We start from the raw sequence: 21,310 nt of genomic DNA on the forward strand, positions 1-21,310 counted from the left end.
CCTTCCGGTTGGGCGCTAGTTGGCGCTGTCAGGCGATCGGCACAAAGACGTTGTGCAGAGCGGGGACCCGGTCCGGCTCGTTGCCGGCCAGAAGGTCGAGCAGCCCGGGCAGGCCGGCGAAACCGGTGATCTCGCGGTGCAATTCTTCGAAGGGCCAACGCCTAGAGACCAGCAGCTCGATGGCGCTCTGGTAGGCGGGGTAGTCGACCCCCAACGAACCGAAGATGCGTAGTTCCTTGAATACGAGCAGGTCTGGCTCGAAGCCCGGCGCTCCGCCGCCGCCGCGTGTGCCCGCGACCACCACGCGTCCGCCGGGCTGCGCGAGTCCGACGGCGTCCGCGAATGCGGCTGGCGCCTTCGCGGTGACGTCGACGACGACATCTGCGAGCCGGCCGGTCGCCATTTGCAGGGCCTGCGCCGGGTCGTCTTCGGTGACGTCGATGGTCAGGTCCACGCCGAACTGGTGGGCTGCGGCTAGCCGAGTTCGGTCGCGAGGGCCGACCCCGGTCATCGCGACGAATGCCGCTCCGGCCTCCTTGGCGGCTACGGCAGCACAAATCCCGCGGATCCCTGGTCCGAGGACCGCGACGACGTCGCCCGGGCTTGTCTCGGGCAACATGGCAGCCCATTTGATCCCTGCCCCAAGCGGATTGAACAACGTCGCGACGATCGGGTCGAGTCCGTCCGGGACCGGCAACGGCATGGAATCGAACGGCAGATGCAGGTGGGTTGCATAGCCTCCCCACAGGCCGGGCGGGATGTTCACGTCGACGAAGCCGAACATGGTGGCGAGGCCGTTGCTCGAGCACCTGCGATACTCGCCGCGGCCGCACGAGTCGCACTCCCGACACGATCGGAACACCTCGACGGCGACTCGCTGACCCACCGAGACGCCCCAACGCTCGCGCGCGGCGTCACCGATTCCCTCGATGACGCCGATGATCTCGTGTCCGGGGATGAAGGCGAACCCCGTCGGCAGGTGTCCGCTGAACTGCTCGTGGTCGGTTCCGCAGAGCCCGCACGCCTCGATCCGCAGGAGACCGGACTCGTCGTCGATGCGCGGCACCGGAAGATGCCGCCGTTCAAGGGTGCGCGGCTTGGTCAGCACGAGCGCGTCGGCGTTCACGACAGTTCGAATTCGACGTGTCCGTCCGCCTGCCGCACGGCGACTTGGTGTCCGACGCACATGTCTCGTGACATTGCCACCGCCACCTCGGCATCGTCACTGCGCGCCGCGACGCGGCGGCCGTCGGTCATGCGCGCGAAAATCGGCACCCAGGAGGGGCCTTGGTCACGGTCGTGCACGACCGTGTATCCATCTATGGTCGCCTCTCCGGATGCGTCGGCGGGAGAAGCGACCGGGAGGGAGGTGCCGTCGATCGCAGACTGCGCATCGGCCATGTCCGGAGTCTGCCATCCCGTTGGCGGTGGAGTCGCCGACCACAGACCCAGCGAGTGCTTTGTGATGTACCAGCCCAGTCCGGACACGAGCCCGACGGCGTCCGGGTCGCTCCTGCAGCGTCGCACCATCTCGACGATCGAATGGCTGACATAGTTGTTACCCGGCCCTCCGTGGTAGGGCAGTCCGCCGGTCACCGTGAACCCGCGGTCATCCGCCGGGTCGAGATCCAAGGCGTCGATCGCCGCCTCGACCGCGGAAGGAAAGCAAGAGTAGAAATCAAACCATCTAATGTCGTCGATGTGAAGTCCACTGGCCGCCAATACCGCCTTGCCGGCGGCCCTTATTCCGGCGGAACGACCCAGATCAGGCCGCTGAACCGGGAAATACACGTCGTTGCATGTGGCCGACGACCACGGGAAGACCCAACGATCACTGGGCACTCCGAGTTCCTCGGCGACTTCGGCGGCCATGATCACGAAAGCGGCAGCCATATCCACGGCGATGATGCTGTTGAGCAGCTTCGGATACGGCTCGCACACCATCCGGTTAGCCGGGGAGACCGTGCTGAGCTCGTCTGCGCTACGGGCACGCGGAAACCAGGCCTGCTCGAGATGTCGGGACGCCTCAACCGTGAACGGAGCCATCAAGTCACCCAGCCAGCGGCGCTGTTCGTCGAATGTGCGGCCTGATCGGGCCGCGATCGCGGATTCGAAGATCGGGTACACCTCGTGCGGCCAATGTAACCCGGCGCCCACCTCGGCTTCGCTCAGTCCCGGGCGGGTGTCACCGAGTGACTCGTCCTGTGCTGCGATGGGTTTGGGCTCCAAAAGTGCGCTACCGGATGCGACTTTGCGTGCTGACGCGCCGCTTTCCGCTCCGACGATCAGAGCCCCGTCGCTGACGCCGCGCCAAATGCGGCGGCCGAGGACCTCGACCAGATACTGGGGGGTGTTGCCGCCGACCGGACAACTGATGCGATGATCCGGCGTCAGCCCAGTCGCTTCGGCAATCCTCGACGCGGGGTTGTCGCGTGGGATCATCAAGATTCCGGGCGTCGCCACGGTATCGATGCGATGCCCGATCGCGGCCGAAGCATCATGCAGCGCTCGACGCGCGGCCTCGGCGGCCAAATCGATGGGATCGACGGTGCCTTCACCGCGATGTGTCAGTTCACCGACGCCGACGACAACCGGAGTGCGTGGTGGGATGGCCAACGGTCAGATCACGCTCATCGTCGAGGTCTTCTATGCGACACGACTGCGATATTGTCACATCCGTTTCCATGCGACAACCGCGGGTGTTCGACAGAGCGGGTCCCTTGACAGGGCATACTCGTACCCGTGACGAAGAGATCGTTGCGGCGGGGCGACGCGACTCCTGGGCGAAACCGCGATATGGCGCGCGATCGCCTACTCGACGCCGCCGAAACGTGCCTGCAAGGCAAGGGGCTGTCGGGCACCACGATGGAGGATATCGCCAGGCATGCGGGCGTATCGCGCGCCACGGTCTATCGCTACTTCGCTAGTCGCGAATCCGTCGTATCCGGTGTCATCGTCCGCGCAGCGGAACGCTACCTGCACCGCACCAGCGGACGGATCTTGGCGCACACCGACTTGGGCTCTGCCATATTGGACTTCGTTGCAGTCACGGTGCGCGCGGCACGCCGCGAACCGATAATCGGCATGCTCTTCGCCAGCGACGATGAACTCGCCGGCGTGGGACTGGCCGAGGGAACGTCGGTGGCGCTGTTCGAACTCGTCGCCGAGTTTCTGCGACCCGTGTTCGCCGCACACTGGCATCAACTCGAAGCCGGCGTTTCGGTCGATGACGCCGCCGAATGGATTTTGCGCATCATCCTCAGCTTGCTCGCGGTTCGCGGCCCCCGGCACCGCAGCCCCGAAGGAATCGATGCTTTCTTGCGCCGATTCCTGCTTCCCGCGCTACTGGCCGACACTCACAGTTGCATTGCTGCGACAACTGCGGAGTAGTGTCTCAGCGATGGCATCGGTATCGCTGAACGAAACGAGGCGCTGACCATGGACTTCCCCCAGTTCAACAAGCAAATAGCCGAGGAGCTCCAGCACGCGGGGGAACCTCGGGAGGGCTCGCCAAGTACTTGGACTTCCGCCACATCGAGTTCTCCGCCGGGAGACTGGTAGTGGAAATGGACGCCCGAGCCGATTTGTTGACTCCTTTCGGCACTCTGCATGGCGGATGCCTGTCAGCGATGGTCGACCACTGCTTGGGCGTGGTGTTCTATCCGGTGATCCCACCTGGGTCATGGGTGGCCACAACCGAATTCAAACTGAACCTCCTACGTCCGGTGTCCAGTGGAGTCTGCGTTGCGGTCGCCGACATCATCGCGCTGGGGAAGCGTAGCGGCGTCGCCAGGATCGACATCACCAATACGGGACGCCCGGTATGCGCCGCACAGGGAACAGTGACCGTCGTCGCCCAGAGCGCCTCGTGATCCGGTCGCGGAACGAGAACGCTGCCCAAGGCGACCATCGAGGACACAGCAAATGACCTCAACGTTCGAGCGCGTCCGCAACGAAGACGGAACCGCCCTTGCAGCCGATGTCTACCGACACGAATCCGCCCGCGCGGTCGTCATACTGCTGCACGGCGGTGGACAGAACCGCCATGCCTGGGCGACTACCGCGCGCCGCTTACACGCGCGCGGGTATACCGTCGTCGCTTACGACGCCCGCGGTCACGGCGACAGCGAGTGGGACCCCGATGGTCGATACGATCTCGACCGACTTGCATCCGACCTGCTGTCGATTCGCCGATATGCCAGCGATGGCCGCCCGCCAGCTGTCGTTGGCGCATCCTTGGGCGGCATGACGGTGTTGGGAACGCATTTGGTGGCGCCTGCCGATCTGTGGGGAGCCGTCGTACTGGTCGACATAACTCCGCGAATGGAGTTTCACGGAGCACGCCGCGTCGTGTCTTTCATGGGCGCCCATCCCGACGGATTCGATACGCTCGACGCGGCCGCGGACGTCATTGCCCAGTACAACCGGCATCGCGCTCGGCCCAAGAACTTGGACGGTCTCCGAAAGGTCTTGCAGCAGCGCGACGACGGTCGGTGGATCTGGCGATGGGATCCGGCGTTCATAGCTTCCAACTTCGAGTTCCTGCAGGGCGACCCAGCAACTGGTGCCAAAGAATTCGGCGCCATAAGCGACCTTCTCATCGAAGGGGCCCGCCGCGTGCGAGCACCAACGCTTCTCATTCGCGGCGTTCACTCCGACGTGACGTCGCAGCAGTCGGTCGAGGAGTTCCTCGAAGTCGTACCGCACGCCGAGGCTGTCGACGTTTCGGGCACGGGCCACATGGTTGCGGGCGACGACAACGACGCCTTCACTTCGGCAGTCGCAGATTTTCTCGACCGCACGCTGAACGACTCGTCGGACTGAGCGTCTTTCAGGGCCCTGCGATGGCCGCGGCCCGGCCACTCTGGTTCGTTGTCGAGGTGTCAGAACTACCTCCATGAACGGAACCCCGGCGGCGCAGTATCGGCGCATCCGAAGGCAGCGATGCCAAACCGTATGGTTCGACCATCGCCTGGGCCGAATTATCATTCGAACCGAAGCATTTTGCTGGTGGGCGCTGTCCAGGTCGGATCGAGCGGTCGGAGTTCTCCGAACCAGTGCCCGCACACCTTGACGAACACACCCGCCGCCGGGGCGACCCGGATCAGATCGGCGCTGCTGTTGGGATCTTGGAGTCAGTCGACGGCCGGGGGCGAGTCCAGAGGACAGCCTACTGCTATCCAGGCTTCAGCTTCGGTATGCGGGAGGCGGGCGGGCATATCCGGCGCCCGATTCGACCACCTCGTCAGAGCGGCGGGCGTTCCTTCGCATGAGCAGTTCCGGAAACTTCGTGGCCGAAACGATCGAGAAAGTCGTCTATTGCGGCCAGGGCGGTGCTGATCGTTCCTCGCAATGGGGCTGCTCCGGCCGCGAAGGCCGCAAACAAGGTTATTGCGAGCAGACAACTCATGCCTCCGCCTTCCTCTTCACGCGCATCCGTTCGCCGTGGCCCACAGCAATGCCTCGTTCGGCTGCTGAAATGGTAAAACGTGGCTCACCGCTCCTTAACAGCGTAGATACCCGGATCCGCGATCGGTATGTCTCGAAGGGTCGAACCTGCGGGCGTCTGTTGTCTCGCAAAGACAAGTAATCGAGTACGGTCGCAGCTGTGCTTGATTCATCCGAAGTTCAAGACACCCCCGGTCACGCGGTTCATCACCTATTCCGAGACCTCGGCGACCTCGTCAGAGAATTGCCCGAGTCCATACATGGCCTTCTGATTGAGCAAGTTGCCGAACTCGCTGCCGATCAACAGCTCAAAGAGCTACTGAGTGACACCGTCGCCGCGAACGTAGACACTTGGTTCTCCGTCGTCCGTCACTCGATCCCGTTCGACCGCATGGAGTCACCGACGGCCGCCCTTGAACACGCCCGGAGGATGGCGCAACGCGAGGTACCCGTCAACGCGCTGCTGCGGGCATACAGGCTCGGGCACCAGTATGGATTGAACCTCATCATCGCTGGCCTTCGGAGCGCGGACCTACCGCCCGAGGAGAAATTGGCGCTCATTGAACACATCACCCGTGTGTCTTTCCGCTACATCGACTGGATGTCTGAGCAGGTCTTGGAGACATATCAGACTGAACGCGCGGAGTGGGACGAGCGCCGACGAAGTTTGCGTGCACAAGCCATTCGAGACATCCTCAACGGACGCGACGTAGACCTGACCGAAGCGTCGTCGGCTATGAGGTACTTCTTGGGCGCAACGCATGTGGCTCTCATGGTATGGCTCGACCGAGATGCGGGCGCCGACACCGACGAGTTCATCGCCATGGAGCGCTTCATGCAACACGCGGTCTCCGCCACTGGAGCGAAGCAATCGGTCTACTTCTCCATCGACCGCCTCGTCGGATGCGCATGGATGACGGTTCACCGCCCGTCGGACTATTTATCGCAGCTGCGCGACTTCGTCCGGGCTCAACCTGACGGCCCAAGACTTTCCGTCGGTGAACCACTTCCGGGGATTGAAGGCTTCCGCCGCACCTACCGACAGGCTGAGCAGGCCCGTGTGGTCGCGGTGGCAGCCGACGGCTCCTCACGGCACCGGATCGTCGCTGCACGAGATCCCGGTGTGGCCCTGGCCTCGATGCTGATGACCGATGACGCGACTCTGAAGGAATGGATTTACGATGTGCTGGGCCCGTTGGCTCAGAACACTGCATCGGACCAGCGTCTACGAGACACGTTGAGGGTGTTCTTGCGTGCCGGTTCCAGCTTCAAAGCCGCCGCCAACGAATTGCAGATACACGCCAATACCGTCAAGTATCGCGTAAATCGAGCACTCGAGCGCCGCGGTCGCCCGATCGCCGCGGAACGATTAGACGTCGAGGTCGCCCTACTGATGTGCTATTGGCTCGGCGAAGTAGCACTGAACCCAACACAAGCCTTGGGGCGGTCCTAGTCGTTCGTGTCCCGCGAACGCCCTTGCTGCGTAACTGTGCCGTCTACTGACGAACACGCCGAATCTGAGGATGGTCAGCGCGACGATCCGGCGCCGCCCGGCCTGATAATCCGAGTTCGATTCATGTTTCGACGCTGCCGCGGGGCTCTGCTGCGGGCAGGCTGATCGAGTGGAGTCGTCGATCGCCGCCGTACGGAGCTGAAGCAACCCATTCACCGAAGCTCATCGACGTCAGACACGCTCAAGCACCCATCGCGCAAGGCGACAGGCGAGTCGTGGCGCAGGTTGCGACTTGTCGGCCCAGACAACCAGGAGGCATAAGCCTTGATCCACCGATGAGCTGTCGTGGCTGAGGCTGGAATGGTTTGGTGGTCGCTTGCTGGCTGTGAGCAGGGGGTATCGGCTGGTCTGTCCAGCTTTTTCCTGTGTGCTCCGGTCGTGGCCTTTCGGCGGATTGGTCAGGTGGGGGCGGTTGCTGGCGGGCTGTGGCCGATGGTGTTGCGCCACAATCGGAGCCAGTGCGTCGCCCACGGCCAGTGGGCTGGTAGGTGCAGGATGGGTCGGCGTTGGGGGCGGGCCAGTCGGGCCGGGATGGTGATGAGGCGTCGGCGCAGGGTGGCGCCGCGAGCCACCGCGTGTGCACCGCCGGCCAGGATGCCGGCGGCGCGCTGCAGGTTGTGGGCGATGGCCGCGCACAGTATCCAGGCAGAGTTCGCCCCGAAACGTCCCGAGGGCATGTGGGCCAGGGGTCCGTCGATGAGGTCGGCGAACACGGTTTCGATGATCGCGTGGCGGCGGTGAGTGATGTCAGCGACGTCGACGGGTTCGTCGGTGTCGGTGAAGAACGGGTGATATCGCCAGACCGGGAACAGGGCGTCGGGGTATCGGGCGTCTTTGACCCGGCGCACGATCAACCGTGCCGTGATCGGAGTCTTCGTGGAACTGAAAGCGGTGCAGGTGGTTTCGGCGACTTCGGCATCGGAGATCCAGGCACCGGTGTCGGGATCCCGGCGGGATAGCACACCGGGATCCACGCGGTGTCATTGATGTCGGCGATGGCCGCGACGACTGCGGCGGTCTTGGTCAGCACCAGCGAGAACCGGGCACCGGCGCGGCGGCAGGCGGTGACCACGCTGCTGTTGCCGTAGGCCGAGTCGCCGCGCACCAGGATGCGCCCGGTGACACCGGCGCCGCGGGCGGTGGCGACGGCTTGGGCGATCATGCGGGCCGCGCCTTTGCCCGAGTTGGTCTTGCCCGCCCGCAGTCGTGCTCCGGTGATCACCGGAGCGCAGTGTTCGGTGCTGATGGTGGTCACCAACGGGGAAAGACCCTTGCGCAGGATCTGCTTGCCGGCGATTTTGGTGTGGCCGTAGCTCGCACCTTGTTTGGCCTGGCCGTAGACCGGGCGCAGCAGTGAGTCGATGTCGATGAACACCCGCCCGTCGGCGCCGGGCAACAGATCGACACGCTCGCACAGAGCGCCCACGTGCTCACTGAGCACCGACTCCAGTTGCCGGGCATGGCCGAAGGTGAACTCCCGCAACAAGGTTCCGATGGTCGACGGGGCGTACACCTCGCCGAACAGGGTCTTCATCCCGCCGCTACGAACTACGTCGAGGTCGTCGATGCTGTCCGCGCCGGTGCACATCCCGGCGATCAGCGTGGTCAGCTTCGGCGACGGATTGGCCGCACCGGACTTGACCCGCTCGCAGCTGAACCGAACTTTGTCGGCCAATGACGATGACAGTCCGGTCTGCTCGGCAAGGGCCATCACCGGTACCAGGCCTGCGCACGACACCAGACGCTCATCATCGAAGACCGCCGACGATGCGGCGAACCTATGGGACACTTGCACCGGAAGTGCCTTTCCGAGTTGTGCCGATAAGTGCGTAGAGAACACTCATCATCGCAGCTCAGAGGGCACTTTCCTCATTCCGACACCCCACGACCAGCCAATTCATCGGTGGATCGAGGATAAGAACATCCGACAAGTGGCGCGCGTGGTCTTGCCACGCGCTAGACGTTAGCGACGATTAACATCTTCAGCTATTTGCAGCGGCGACCGTGGCTACTCGTCGTGACAACACTTCCCAAACCCGCGCTCCGCCTCCGGTGTCGTGCCTCAGCGCTGGACGACGCCGCCCTCGACGCCGGTGAATCGCTTGCGCAGCTCGGTCTTGAGGAGCTTGCCGGTGGCGTTGCGGGGCAGCTCGGGAAGGAGGTGCACTTCGCGGGGGCACTTGAAATGCGCCAGCCGTTCGCGGCACCAGGCGATCAGTTCGTCGGCGCTGGGTTCCTGCTCGGCGGCTGGGTCGGCCACCACCACCGCGACGACGCGCTCACCCCACTTGTCGTCCGGACCGCCGACCACCGCGGCGTCGAGCACACCGGGGTGACGGAACAGCACCTGCTCGACCTCGATGGGGTAGACATTTTCCCCGCCCGAGATGATCATGTCCTTCTTGCGGTCGACGAGCGTGATGTAGCCGTCGGCGTCGATCCGGCCGAGGTCGCCGGTGTGGAACCAGCCGCCCCGGAAGGCCTCGGCGGTGGTCGCCGGCTTCATCCAGTACCCGACGAACACGTTGGGTCCGCGCACCAGGAGTTCGCCGACGGTGTCGGCCGGGACGTCCCGGTCGTCGGCGTCCACGATGCGGGCATCGACGTGCATGGCGACCCGGCCGATTGATCCGGCCCGCGTCGTGATGTTGGCGGCGTCCAAGACCGAGACCATGGGTGCAGTCTCGGTCATCCCAAATCCCTCGGTGAAGGGGACGCCACGTTGCTGCATGAAGTCGATGACAGTCAGCGGCATCGGTGCGCCGCCGCCCATGGCCAGACGCAACGCGGAGAGATCGTAGGAGTCGAAGTCGGGCACCTGGGTCAGCGCCGACCACATCGCCGGCACCATGAACTGGACGGTGGCGCGGCTTTCGGCCATCGCCTTGAGCGTGCTCACCGGGTTGAACGACGGGAGGATCACGCTGGTCCCGCCGACGTAGAGCAATGGCAGCGTATGTACCCCGAGCCCGCCGATGTGGAACATGGGGGCGACTGCAACAGTCACGTCGCTGCCGGTCAGGCCTTGTTCGGCGCCCAGCACGTTGATGGCGTTCCACAGTAGGTTGTCGTGGGTGAGGATGGCGCCCTTCGGGCGGCCGGTGGTGCCCGAGGTGTACATGATGAACGCGGCGTCGCGGCCCTCGACGTCGCTGTCGAGAGGCTCGGGGGCGCCGCCGGAGAGCAGGTCTGGGTAGGCGATCTCGCCGTCGGCCGGGGCGCCCCCGGCCCGGACCGTGTGGCGGACCCGGACCCCCGGCTCGGCCAGCGCGCTGACCGCCGCCGCCGCGAGCGGCTCGTGGAACACGAACACGTCGGCGCCGGAGTCGGCGAGGATGTAGCCGATCTCCGGGCCTGCGAGTCGGACGTTGATCGGGATGGTGATGGCGCCGATCTTCGCGCAGCCGAGGAGGACCTCCATGAACTCGACCGAGTTCACCAGCAGTATGGCCACCCGGTCCCCCTTGCGGACGCCGAGACGCAACAGGTTCGAAGCGACCTGGTTGGTGCGCCGATCGAAGTCGGAGTACGTGAAGCTGGTGTCACCGCAGACGAACGCCGTGCGCTGCCCGTTGAGGAAGGCCCGTTTGGTGACCCACTGACCGATACCGCGATCCATGTTGATTTGCCTCCTCGGCAGTTTTGGTTGACAAATGCTCGGTAAGGCAGGACCCGGCCCCGGCGGGCGACCGATCACCACCGTCCGTCTTGTAGACCGAAGCGGACACGAACGGATGAAGGATGCTCAGTATGAGCGGGGCAGGTTCAGGCTGTGCTGAGCCACATAGTTGAGGATCATCTCTCGGCTGATCGGCGCGGTGCGCATCAGCCGCACCGGGCCCCAGAGAGTGGCCAGCCCGTACTCGGTGGCCAACCCGTTGCCGCCGTGGGTCTGGATCGCCTGGTCGAGGGCCAGGATGCCGGCCTCCGCCGCAGCGTATTTGGCCATGTTCGACGCCTCCGCGGAACCGGGGTCGCCGGCGTCGTGCAGTGAGGCCGCCCGCTGGGTCATCAGCCGGGCCAGCTCCAGCTGGATCTTGGCGTGCGCAAGCGGGTGGGACAGGCCCTGGTGGGCTCCGATCGGCACGTCCCAGACCTTGCGCTCGCGCGCGTAGGCCGACGCCTTGTCCAGCGCGTAGCGGCCGATGCCGTTGCCCAGGGCGGCGCCCATGATGCGTTCGGGGTTGAGGCCCATGAACACCTGACGCAGACCGTCGTTTTCCGCGCCGATCAGGTTCTCGGCCGGCACCCGCACGTCGTCGAAGAACAGCGTGAACTGCTTCTCCGGTGTCACCGCCTGCACCGGGATGAGGGTCTTGGTCAACCCGGGCGCGTCGGTCGGGACCACCAGCAGGCTCAGCCGTCCGCGGCCGCGGTCGTCGGTCGCGGTGCGGGTGACGACCAGGATGGCCTCCGCCTCGTCGACGCCGGAAATGTAGTACTTGGTGCCGTTGAGCACCCAATCCCCACCGACGCGCTTGGCGTGGGTGGAGATGTTGTGAGAGTTCGAGCCCGCATCCGGCTCGGTGATCGCGAACGCCATGATGATCTCGCCGCTGGCGATGCCCGGCAGCCAGCGCGCCTTTAGCTCGTCGCTGCCGAAAGCCTCGATGATCGTGCCGCAGATGGTGGGGGAGACCACCGTCATCAGCAGCGGGCAGCCGGCCGCAGCCAGTTCCTCACCGACGATCTGCATGTCGTAGATGCCGCCGCCACCGCCGCCGTACTGCTCGGCGATGTTGACCCCGAGGAACCCCTGCTTGCCCACGGCCTGCCAGAGTTCCGAACTCTTCTCCCCGCCGAGCGACTTGGCCACGTAGTAGTCGTGCCCGAAGTCCTTGGCGATCTCGGACACGGCCTTGCGCAGCGCTCGCCGTTCCTCGGTCTCGTGCAGTTCCATACCGCTCTCCTACTTCGAAGTCACCCGCCACCGGGGCCGGTGACGGGTCTGATGGTGCTCAATCCTCGTCTGCACTGTCGGCCGCTCCGACCACCGCGAGGGCATCGCCGGTGGACACCTGCTGACCCACCTCGACCGAGAGTTCGGCGACGATCCCGTCGATCGGGCTGGCGATGGTGTGTTCCATCTTCATCGCCTCCACCACGACCAAGGCCTGCCCGGCCGTCACGACGTCGCCCGCGGCGACGGGCAGCCGGATCACCGAACCCGGCATAGGCGCCGTCAGCGAGCCCGCCGGCTTGAGCGTGCTGGGGTCCAGGAACCGCGGTACCTGGGTGAACGCAGTGGACCCGGCAGGGCTGTCAACGTAGGCGATGTCGCCGTCGAGGACGACGTCGTAGCCGCGCCGTACCCCGCCGGTCTCCAGGACCACCCGGTCCGGCCGCTGCACGAGCACCCTGACGTCCTCGACCGGTTTGCCGTCGACTTCGACCTCGACGCCGTCGCGGAGCAGCGCATAGCCCACCCGACGCTCGCGGCCGTCGGCGGTCAGCCATCCGGTGGACTGCAGTTGGGACGGGTTGTTGCGCCACCCGGCAGGCAGCGTCGGCTGGACGGGGGCCGCCGCGCGGCGTCCCGCGACCTGGGCGAGTGTGGCCGCGATGGCGTGCAAGCCCTCCCCGTCGCGGTCGATGAGGGCTGCGCCGAGGTCGGCCACGTCGTGGCGGTCGAGGAACCCGGTGTCGGTGCCGCGTCCGGCGAACTCGTCGTGGCGCAGAACGCGAACCAGCAGATCCCGGTTGGTGGTGAGTCCGTGGATCCGGGCGCCGGCGAGCGCGGCGGACAGCGCGCCGAGCGCCTCGGCGCGGGTGGGCGCCCAGGCGATCACCTTGGCCAGCATGGCGTCATAGTGGTGGCTGACCACCGAGCCGTCGCGCACGCCGGAGTCCACCCGGACCCCGACGTGGTCGGGGATCTGCATCGTGCGCAGCGTTCCGGTCTGCGGCAGGTAGCCCTTCGTGGGGTCCTCGGCGTAGAGCCGGGCCTCGACCGCGTGGCCGGTGATCCGCGGCTTGCTCACCTCGGCAGGCAGTGGCCGACCCATCGCCACCAGCAACTGCAGGCGCACGAGGTCGAGCCCGGTGACGAGTTCGGTGACCGGGTGCTCGACCTGCAGCCGGGTGTTCATCTCCAGGAAGGCGAACGTCCCGTCGTCATCGCCGCCGTTCGCGTCGAGGACGAACTCGACCGTTCCGGCCCCGACGTAACCCACGGCCTGTGCCGCCGCGACCGCCGCCGCGCCCATCCGGGCGCGCAGGTCGTCGTCGACGACGGGCGAGGGCGCCTCCTCGATGACCTTTTGGTGGCGGCGCTGCACCGAGCACTCCCGCTCGAACAGCGAGACAACCGTGCCGTGCATGTCGGCCAACAGCTGGATCTCAACGTGGCGGGGACGCTGCACGTACCGCTCGAGGAACACCGTGCCGTCCGAGAACGCCGACATCGCCTCGCGCGAGGCCGAGGCCACGGCTCCGTCGAGGTCGTCGGCCGACTCGACAACCCGCATGCCGCGCCCGCCGCCACCCGCGCTCGCCTTGACCAGCAGCGGGTAGCCGATCTCGGCGCCGAGCTTGCGCAGCTTGTCGGGGTCCAGGCCGGTCGCGTCGCCGCCCGGGAGAACCGGCACGCCCGCATCGGCCATCATCGCCTTGGCCGTCAGCTTGGAACCCATCGCGTCGATGGCATCCGGCGGCGGGCCGACGAACACGAGCCCGGCGTCGGCGCAGGCCCGCGCGAAGCCGGCGTTCTCCGACATGAAGCCGTAGCCGGGATGCACGGCGTCGGCGCCGGTGAGGAGGGCGGCGGCGATCACCCGGTCACCGTCGAGGTAGGTCTCCGCCGGCGAGGAACCCGGTAGCCGGACGGCCTCGTCGGCATCGTCCACGTGCCAGGCGTCGGCGTCGGCGTCGGAGTACACGGCGACGGTCGCGATGCCGAGTTCGCGACAGGTGCGAAACACGCGTCGGGCGATCTCTCCCCGGTTGGCCACCAGCAGCTTCTTGATCACGGGCATCGCCATCACATCCGGAACACGCCGTAGCCACGCTGGCCACGGATCTCGCTGTTGTGGACCACGGAAAGGCAGAACCCGAGAACGGTACGGGTGTCGCGCGGGTCGATGATCCCGTCGTCGTAGAGCCTGCCGCTGTTGGCCAGCGCCAACGACTCACGCTCGATCTGGCCCTCGACGGCAGCGCGCATCTGGGCGTCGGCCTCCTCGTCGAACGGGAGCCCCCGGTCGGCGGCCGACTCGCGGGCCACGATCGACAGCACGCCCGCGAGCTGGGCCGGGCCCATGACGGCCGAACGCGAGTTGGGCCAGGTGAACAGGAAGCGGGGAAAGTAGGACCGCCCGCACATCCCGTAATTGCCCGCACCGTAGGACGCGCCCATCACGATCGTCAGGTGTGGGACAGCGCTGTTGGAGACGGCGTTGATCATCTTCGCGCCGTCCTTGATGATGCCACCCTGCTCGTACTCCGCGCCGACCATGTAGCCGGTGGTGTTCTGCAGAAACACCAGTGGCGTGTCGATCTGGTTCGCCAGCTGAATAAACTGGGCGGCCTTCTCCGCCTCCTCGCTGAACAGGATTCCGCGCGCGTTGGCAAGGATCCCTACCGGGTATCCGTGGATCGAGGCCCAACCGGTGACCAGCGAGGTGCCGTATAGCGGCTTGAACTCGTCGAAGGCGGACCCGTCCACGATTCGGGCGATGACATCACGTGGGTCGAAGGGAACCTTCGGGTCCACCGAAGCGATCCCGAGGAGTTGGTCGGGGTCTCGCAGCGGGGGGGTCGGTGGCTGTGTCGGGCCGGGCCCGAGCTTGCGCCAGTTCAGTCTGGCCATGATGCGCCGCCCGATCCGGATGGCGTCCTGCTCGTCCTCGGCCATGTAGTCGGCCAGCCCGGAGGTGCGGGCGTGCATGTCGGCGCCGCCGAGCGACTCGTCGTCGGACACTTCGCCGGTCGCCATCTTCACCAGCGGCGGACCACCGAGGAAGACCTTGGACCGGTTGCGGACCATCACCACGTAATCACACATGCCGGGGATGTACGCGCCGCCTGCCGTCGAGTTACCGAATACCAGCGCCAGTGTCGGCAGGCCCTGCGCGCTGTGCTGGGTGAGGTCGTTGAATAGCTGGCCCCCGGGCACGAAGATCTCGGCCTGCGTGGGCAGGTCCGCCCCGCCCGACTCGACGACGTTGATGATGGGCAGCCGGTTCTCGCGGGCGACTGCCATGCCCCGGAACACTTTTCGGAAGGTGTAGGGGTTCGAGGCTCCGCCGCGCACGGTCGGGTCGTGCGCGATGATCATCGACTCGACGCCTTCGACGATGCCGATGCCGACCACAACGCTGCCGCCCACCGGAAACTTCGTGCCCCACGCCGCGAACGGACAGAGTTCCAGGAAGGCCGTGTCGGGGTCGATGAGCAGCTCGACGCGCTCCCGAGCCAGCATCTTGCCGCGGCTACGGTGCCGGGCGACGTACTTCTCGCCGCCGCCACCGTTGGCCAGCGCCAGCTGTTCGGCGAGCGCATGGAGCTGCGCGATGAGTCCCTCGCGATTCTCGAGGTATACCGGCGCGCGGGTGTCGACCCGGTCGGGCAGGACGTCAATCAACTTTCCTCCAGGTGACATCAACGTCGATCTCCTGACACGCTACGTTATCGGTCATTAACATTCGACGACAATGGGGTCGACGTGGCAATCGTGCCGTCCCCGAGTGATCACAGCAGGAGCAACTCACATGAAACAGCCGGATCAGCGGGAAGCGGAGGCGGCCGCAGCCGACCCGTGGATGACGCCCGAGCGCATCTCGTTGCGCAACCTCGCGATGTCGTTCACCCAGAAGGAGATCGTTCCTCACCTGCAAGACTGGGAGGACGCCGGAGAGCTCCCTAGAGAACTCCACCGCCGCGCAGCCGCAGCGGGGTTGCTGGGCATCGGGTTCGCCGAAGAGATCGGTGGCTCCGGCGGTGACCTGCGCGACCTGGTGCTGCTCACCGAGGCCGTGATGGAGGCCGGCGGCTCGTCGGGCTTACTGGCCAGCCTACTTACGCATCACATCGCAGTGCCCCATATGGCCGCGCAGGGCGATCCCGAGCAGATCCGCAGCTTCGTGGCGCCGACCCTGGCCGGGGAGAAGATCGGCAGCCTTGGCATCACCGAACCCGACACCGGTTCTGACGTCGCCGGCATCCGCACTACCGCACGGCGCGACGGCGACCACTACGTGGTCAACGGTGCGAAGCTGTTCATCACCTCGGGTGTCCGCGCCGATTTCGTGACCACCGCCGTGCGTACCGGCGGCCCGGGCCCGTCGGGGATTTCTCTGCTCGTGGTGGAGCGTGGCGCCACGGGTTTCTTGGTCTCGCGGGCACTGAAGAAGATGGGCTGGCTGTGCTCCGATACCGCCGAACTCGGATTCACCGACGTGCGCGTGCCGGTGGTCAATCTGGTTGGCCCCGAAGGCAGCGGATTCCTGCAGATCATGCAACAGTTCCAGGTCGAACGTGCTTTCATCGCCGTCCAGTGCTACGCCACGGCCCAGCGCTGCCTCGACCTGACGCTGGATTGGGTGAAGAAGCGCGAAACCTTCGGTCGACCGCTATCCACCCGACAGGTGGTGCGGCACAAGATCGTCGATATCGCGACGGCCGTCGACGTCGCCCGTACGTACACCCGTGCCGCTGTGGACCGCATCGTCGCCGGAGACACCGACGTGCGGATGGTCTCGATGGCCAAGAACCAAGCCGTAGAGGCCTGCGCGCTCGCCGTTGACACGGCCGTCCAACTATACGGTGGCATGGGCTACCTACGCGAGACCGAGGTCGAAAGGCACTATCGCGATTCGCGCATCCTGGGTATCGGGGGCGGCACCACCGAAATCATGAAGGAGATCATCGCCAAGCAGATTGGCCTCTGAGTGAAGCCGCCATTCGACAGCAGGAGCGTCGGCTTGGCAGGTCGACGAGACGGACCTTCCACCGTTTCTAAGGTAAGTCAACGGTGTGTCACGACCCCTGCGGCCAATGCAGCCTCCGCCACCGGGAAATTGCCTCCGGAGTACCAGCTAGCCAAACTTATCAACCACGTAGCGGCGAGCCAGCGTCTCAGCAAGTCTACTCGTATGTTCGACGATGTCGACCTGACTTACATCGACCAGTAGTCCTGCGTGCCAAGCGCTGATCAGTTCGACGAAGCCGCCGACCGCTACAAACGTGTCCATACGCAGAGCCATTTCGTCTGCGTCAGGCTTCAGATGCGGCTTGCTGGCGGCCATGACGAGCTGGGTTGCTTCCTGCAAGGCCACCGCTCGGCGATCTTGCAATGTTGAACTGCCGACGTGCTGTGTCAGCAGGATCTGTGCTCGCCCGGCATCCTGCGCGATGCGGAGAACAACGATCGAGATTGCGGCGCGAATGGTTTCGATCGGTGGTTGACCGACGCGTTCGGCAAATGTTGCCGAAACCTCGCCGAGCATCTCGTCCCGCACGTTGTCCCACGCTGCTACGAGCAACTCATCGCGCGTCTTGAACTCCTCGTAGAAATATCGGTCGTTCAGCGCGGCTCTGGAGCAGACCCCACGCATTGTCACGGCAGCCCATCCGCTTTCCGTCCAGATCTCCGTCGCCGCGTTCACTAGGCGCCGCCGCCGGTCAGCCCGTCGTTCGGCGCCAGTACGCCCGCCCCACCTTGCTGCCTTTGTCCGCACGAATACATCTTGACAAAGGCAGGAGCGCCGCATCAAACTGGTGGCAGGCGACCACAATTGTGTTCGCCGCCACCAGATGGCTGCAGGCCGGCTTGTCTCACAGGTCAGGCGTCGCCGTAATCTGCAAAGGATTCAGTAGTGATGGATATCTTGAGGTGGGACAGACCGCCTCGCCTGAGCCGCCGCGCCAACGCGGTCGTAACGGGAGCGGGCAGCGGAATTGGCCGTGCCTTCGCGGTGGAGCTCGCCCGTAGAGGTGGACGAGTGGTGTGTGCCGACATCGACCCGGTGCGTGCCAAGGAGACGGTCGGGCTCGTCGTCCAAGCCGGCGGCGAGGGGCTCGACATCGCATGCGATGTCACGGACGAAGAGCAGGTCCGCGAACTCGCCGACAGCGCCGAGAAGTGGTTCGGCGCGGCAGCCAGCCTGGTGATCAACAACGCGGGCATCGGAATCGGTGGCAATGTCATCGGCGCGACGCCCAAGCGGGACTGGGAAGCGACACTTTCAGTCAACTTGTGGGGAGTGATTTACGGCTGCGAGATCTTCGTACCGCGACTTCGTGCGAAGGGCAGCGGGGGAATTATCAACGTCGCATCGGCTGCAAGTTTTGGAGCAGCGCCCCGGATGGGTGCCTATAACGTCAGCAAGGCCGGCGTGCTCTCGCTATCCGAGACTTTGGCGGCCGAGCTGAGTGGTACTGGTGTGGCGGTGACTGTACTGTGCCCGACATTTGTCAAGACCAACATCGTCGATAACCCTGGTATTGAGGAGTCGGCCGCCAAGCTGGCAACGAATTTGATGAAGTGGACCGGCGTGTCGGCGGAATCGGTGGCGCGCAAAACGTTGGACGCGAACGATCGCGGTCAGTTGCACGTCCTACCCCAAGTCGACGCGAAGATTCTCTGGTTATTTAAGCGGGCAGTGCCTGCCACGTATACCCGTGCGCTCGGTTTGGTTGAGCGAATCGCGCGCTAAGTCATTCCAGACAAAGACAAAGGAGACTCCAATGGCATTCAAGTACAGCGATATGCTCGAGACGATCAAGAATCGGCAGTGGGCGCTGGCCGACATCGATTGGGATGCGCCGGGCGCCGATAAAATCACTGATGAGCAGCGGCCCGAACTGAAGCAGTTCATGGCTGACGTGGTGTGGATAGAACACGTCGGTGCACGCGCGTTCGCCGCCATGGCGCCGAAAGCGCCGTTCGAGGCTCTAGGTGACATCTACCGGTATTTCCATGCCGAGGAGCAGCGGCACGCCAACGCGGAGCTGGCGCTCATGCAGCGGTGGGGGATGCTCGAGGAAGGGGAAATCCCGGTGCCGAACAAGAATATTCGACTGGTCATCGAGTGGATCGACCGATACGCCGAGGCCCTCCCGCTGACGGTGATCGGAGCGGCGATCCCAGCCTTGGAGACTGCGCTCGACGGAGCATTGCTCAAGTTCCTTCTCGACGAGGTGCAGGATCCGCTCTGCGCCGAGGTCTTCAACAAGGTCAACAACGACGAATCGCGGCACTTGGCAGTGGGATTCCAGGTTCTGAACGACCTCGGCGCCAGCCCCATGCGCATTCATGCGACTCAGACGATGGGGGCGCTCATCGACCCGAGAATCCTTCTCGGCGGCGTCCTCTACGTGCCGTTGCTCACCAGGATGTTGACCAATCTCAACGCCATGGGATTGTCGGAGGAGAAGCTCTACAACGCGGTGATGCGGTACGAGAACGTCGGAGATCGTAGTGAGTTCACGCGCCGCGTTCCGGGCTACCACATCTTGAAGGCTCACATGTCCGCCAGCATCAAGCGTTCTCAGCCATTGCATTTCATTTCGCAGCGGCTGGGTACCGCGATCGACCACTTCCCCACCGAGGTGCTCGGTAAGTCACCGACGTGGACAGAAGAGCTGACCTACGAACCGGTGGCCAGATGAGCGACACCACGACCGTCTTGATCGTCGGTGCGGGTTTCGCCGGCCTGGGAACCGCAATCCGGTTGCTACAACAGGGTATCGACGATTTCGTTGTCCTTGAACGTGCCGACGAGGTGGGTGGTACCTGGCGGGACAACACCTATCCCGGCGCGGCGTGCGACATCCCGTCGCTGCTCTATTCCTACGGGTTCGAGCAAAATCCGGACTGGTCCCGCGCGTATTCGGGCAGCGCCGAGATCCTCGGCTACATCAAGACGATGGTCGACAAGTACTCGCTGTCGCGTTTCATCCGGTTCGGAGTGAACGTCACCGGTCTGGAGTTCGACGAGGAAAGCGCACTGTGGACGGCGCAGACAGCTGACGGCTCGCAGTTCACGGCGCGCACCGCAGTGATGGCCAGTGGGCCGCTGGCGAATGCGAGCCTGCCGGACATCCGCGGACTGGACACCTTCGATGGTCACAAGATCCACAGTGCGCGTTGGGATCACGACTACGACATGAGCGACAAACGTGTCGCCGTGATCGGCACCGGAGCCAGCGCTGTTCAGATCATTCCCGAACTGGTGAAGACTGCGCGGTCGGTCAAGGTCTTCCAACGCACCCCCGGCTGGGTCCTCCCTCGGCCCGACTTCTCCCATCCGCAGTGGGTGCGGACGGCGTTTCGTCGCTTGCCTCGCGTGCAGAACGTCGGACGGCAGGCGTGGTTTTGGGGCCACGAGCTCATGGCCGTCGGCATGGTCTGGGATACCCCGGTCACCACTGGCATCCAGCTACTGGCGAAGGCGAATTTGCGGAGGCAGGTATCGGATACTTGGCTCAGGCGCCAGCTGACGCCGAACTTCCGTGCCGGCTGCAAACGGATGCTGATGAGCAGCGATTACTACCCCGCTCTTCAGCGCGACAACTGCAAGCTCGTCTCATGGCCGATCGCGACCCTGTCGCCGAATGGCATACGGACCGCAGATGGCATCGAACACGAACTGGACTGCATCGTCTTCGCCACCGGCTTCGATGTATGCAAGGCTGGCACACCTTTTCCCATCCGAGGCGCGCATGGTCGTGAGCTCTCCGACGAGTGGTCCCAGGGCGCCTATGCGTACCGGAGCGTCACCGTCGCAGGCTATCCCAATCTTTTCTTCACCTTCGGACCAAATTCAGGGCCCGGCCATAACTCGGCCCTCGTGTACATGGAGGCCGAGATCAACTACATCGTCAAAGCCATCGGCGCGATCATCGCGAATGATCTCAGTACGCTCGAGGTCCGCGAAGATCGGCAAAATAATTACCACGGCGAGGTACAGCAGCGGTTGGGAAGTACGACTTGGAATTCGGGTTGCAAGAGCTGGTACCTCACGAATGACGGATACAACGGCACCATGTACCCCGGTTTCGCCACCCAGTTCAAGCGCGCACTGTCCAAGGTCGACATGGGTGATTATGTAACGACCCCGACAACCGCACGAACTGAGCACCACCCAACCGAACACGCCCAAAACGGCTCGAATGTGGCCAAGGTTGCCCAGGGCCGCAAGGCCAAGGTAGCCCAGGGCCGAAAAAGCGCAGGCGCCCTGCCAACGCGGTCTGACGTCAAAGCCGACATCCTGGACGTGGGCGTCGGGAAGGTACCGCCTAAGCGCGCAGCCTCGAGAGTGAGGAAAGACGCTTGAGTGTCCATGTTGCGGGCGACGAGAATGCCCCCACCTCCGGAGCCCCTACGTACGAGGTCCCCACCCACGAGAT

15 protein-coding genes and 2 pseudogenes are annotated in these 21,310 nt (G+C 64.8%); 9 read left to right on the forward strand and 8 right to left on the reverse strand.

Annotated features, from left to right (window positions below; genetic code table 11):
* Positions 1-28 precede the first annotated feature (28 nt).
* Positions 29-1,126 carry a zinc-dependent alcohol dehydrogenase gene (locus tag A7U43_RS05675; RefSeq protein ID WP_067992164.1) on the reverse strand — a complete coding sequence of 366 codons (1,098 nt, stop codon included), beginning with the start codon at positions 1,124-1,126 and terminating at the stop codon, positions 29-31.
* Positions 1,123-2,616 carry an acetyl-CoA acetyltransferase gene (locus A7U43_RS05680; protein ID WP_067992167.1) on the reverse strand — a complete coding sequence of 498 codons (1,494 nt, stop codon included), beginning with the start codon at positions 2,614-2,616 and terminating at the stop codon, positions 1,123-1,125. Before A7U43_RS05680 ends, A7U43_RS05675 begins: the two co-directional genes overlap by 4 nt.
* Positions 2,617-2,796: 180 nt before the next feature.
* Between A7U43_RS05680 and A7U43_RS05685 the strand changes: the two genes are divergently transcribed.
* The 5 genes and pseudogenes from A7U43_RS05685 (at position 2,797) to A7U43_RS05700 (ending at position 6,901) form a co-directional block, all read left to right on the forward strand.
* Positions 2,797-3,390, forward strand: coding sequence for a TetR/AcrR family transcriptional regulator (locus tag A7U43_RS05685; protein ID WP_011895464.1), 594 nt, complete (start codon positions 2,797-2,799; stop codon positions 3,388-3,390).
* A 48-nt stretch (positions 3,391-3,438) separates the two neighbouring features.
* Positions 3,439-3,872 (forward strand): annotated as a pseudogene (locus A7U43_RS05690) (PaaI family thioesterase).
* A 52-nt stretch (positions 3,873-3,924) separates the two neighbouring features.
* Complete coding sequence (locus A7U43_RS05695) at positions 3,925-4,824, forward strand: alpha/beta fold hydrolase (RefSeq protein ID WP_011895462.1); 900 nt, start codon at positions 3,925-3,927, stop codon at positions 4,822-4,824.
* A gap of 466 nt (positions 4,825-5,290) precedes the next feature.
* The gene (locus A7U43_RS29615; protein WP_131805205.1) at positions 5,291-5,590 is read left to right on the forward strand and encodes a hypothetical protein; all 300 of its coding nucleotides are present in this window, start codon (positions 5,291-5,293) and stop codon (positions 5,588-5,590) included.
* Positions 5,591-5,608: 18 nt separating this feature from the next.
* On the forward strand, positions 5,609-6,901 hold the full coding sequence (locus tag A7U43_RS05700) for a PucR family transcriptional regulator (protein ID WP_078290120.1): 1,293 nt from the start codon (positions 5,609-5,611) through the stop codon (positions 6,899-6,901).
* 458 nt (positions 6,902-7,359) lie between these two features.
* Here A7U43_RS05700 and A7U43_RS05705 read toward each other — a convergent pair.
* The 5 genes and pseudogenes from A7U43_RS05705 to A7U43_RS05725 all read right to left on the reverse strand — a co-directional run bounded on the left by A7U43_RS05705 (position 7,360) and on the right by A7U43_RS05725 (position 15,542).
* Positions 7,360-8,756, reverse strand: a pseudogene (locus A7U43_RS05705) (IS1380 family transposase).
* A gap of 267 nt (positions 8,757-9,023) precedes the next feature.
* The gene (locus A7U43_RS05710) at positions 9,024-10,580 is read right to left on the reverse strand and encodes an acyl-CoA synthetase (RefSeq protein ID WP_067992169.1); all 1,557 of its coding nucleotides are present in this window, start codon (positions 10,578-10,580) and stop codon (positions 9,024-9,026) included.
* A 126-nt stretch (positions 10,581-10,706) separates the two neighbouring features.
* Positions 10,707-11,861 (reverse strand): acyl-CoA dehydrogenase family protein, encoded by a 1,155-nt coding sequence (locus A7U43_RS05715; RefSeq protein WP_067992172.1) that lies wholly within the window; start codon positions 11,859-11,861, stop codon positions 10,707-10,709.
* A gap of 58 nt (positions 11,862-11,919) precedes the next feature.
* Complete coding sequence (locus A7U43_RS05720; RefSeq protein ID WP_172527842.1) at positions 11,920-13,935, reverse strand: acetyl/propionyl/methylcrotonyl-CoA carboxylase subunit alpha; 2,016 nt, start codon at positions 13,933-13,935, stop codon at positions 11,920-11,922.
* Between the two features lie 5 nt (positions 13,936-13,940).
* Complete coding sequence (locus tag A7U43_RS05725) at positions 13,941-15,542, reverse strand: acyl-CoA carboxylase subunit beta (protein WP_067992181.1); 1,602 nt, start codon at positions 15,540-15,542, stop codon at positions 13,941-13,943.
* Between the two features lie 106 nt (positions 15,543-15,648).
* Here A7U43_RS05725 and A7U43_RS05730 point away from each other — a divergent pair, with 106 nt between their 5' ends.
* Positions 15,649-16,848, forward strand: a complete 1,200-nt coding sequence (locus A7U43_RS05730) for an acyl-CoA dehydrogenase family protein (protein WP_370492758.1) — start codon at positions 15,649-15,651, stop codon at positions 16,846-16,848.
* 147 nt (positions 16,849-16,995) lie between these two features.
* On the opposite strand, the gene A7U43_RS05735 is transcribed toward A7U43_RS05730, so the two are convergent.
* Positions 16,996-17,637, reverse strand: coding sequence for a TetR/AcrR family transcriptional regulator (locus A7U43_RS05735; RefSeq protein ID WP_085981139.1), 642 nt, complete (start codon positions 17,635-17,637; stop codon positions 16,996-16,998).
* 141 nt (positions 17,638-17,778) lie between these two features.
* On the opposite strand from A7U43_RS05735, the gene A7U43_RS05740 reads away from it, so the two are divergent.
* The 3 genes from A7U43_RS05740 to A7U43_RS05750 are packed head-to-tail and all read left to right on the forward strand — an operon-like array spanning position 17,779 to position 21,237.
* On the forward strand, positions 17,779-18,615 hold the full coding sequence (locus tag A7U43_RS05740; protein WP_011895452.1) for an SDR family NAD(P)-dependent oxidoreductase: 837 nt from the start codon (positions 17,779-17,781) through the stop codon (positions 18,613-18,615).
* 31 nt (positions 18,616-18,646) lie between these two features.
* Positions 18,647-19,570: a hypothetical protein gene (locus tag A7U43_RS05745; protein WP_011895451.1), complete on the forward strand. Its 924-nt coding sequence runs from the start codon at positions 18,647-18,649 to the stop codon at positions 19,568-19,570.
* On the forward strand, positions 19,567-21,237 hold the full coding sequence (locus A7U43_RS05750) for a flavin-containing monooxygenase (RefSeq protein WP_011895450.1): 1,671 nt from the start codon (positions 19,567-19,569) through the stop codon (positions 21,235-21,237). The genes A7U43_RS05745 and A7U43_RS05750 overlap by 4 nt, the downstream gene beginning before the upstream one ends.
* The last annotated feature ends 73 nt before the right edge of the window (positions 21,238-21,310 follow it).

This window comes from Mycobacterium adipatum (assembly GCF_001644575.1).
Lineage (GTDB): Bacteria > Actinomycetota > Actinomycetes > Mycobacteriales > Mycobacteriaceae > Mycobacterium > Mycobacterium adipatum.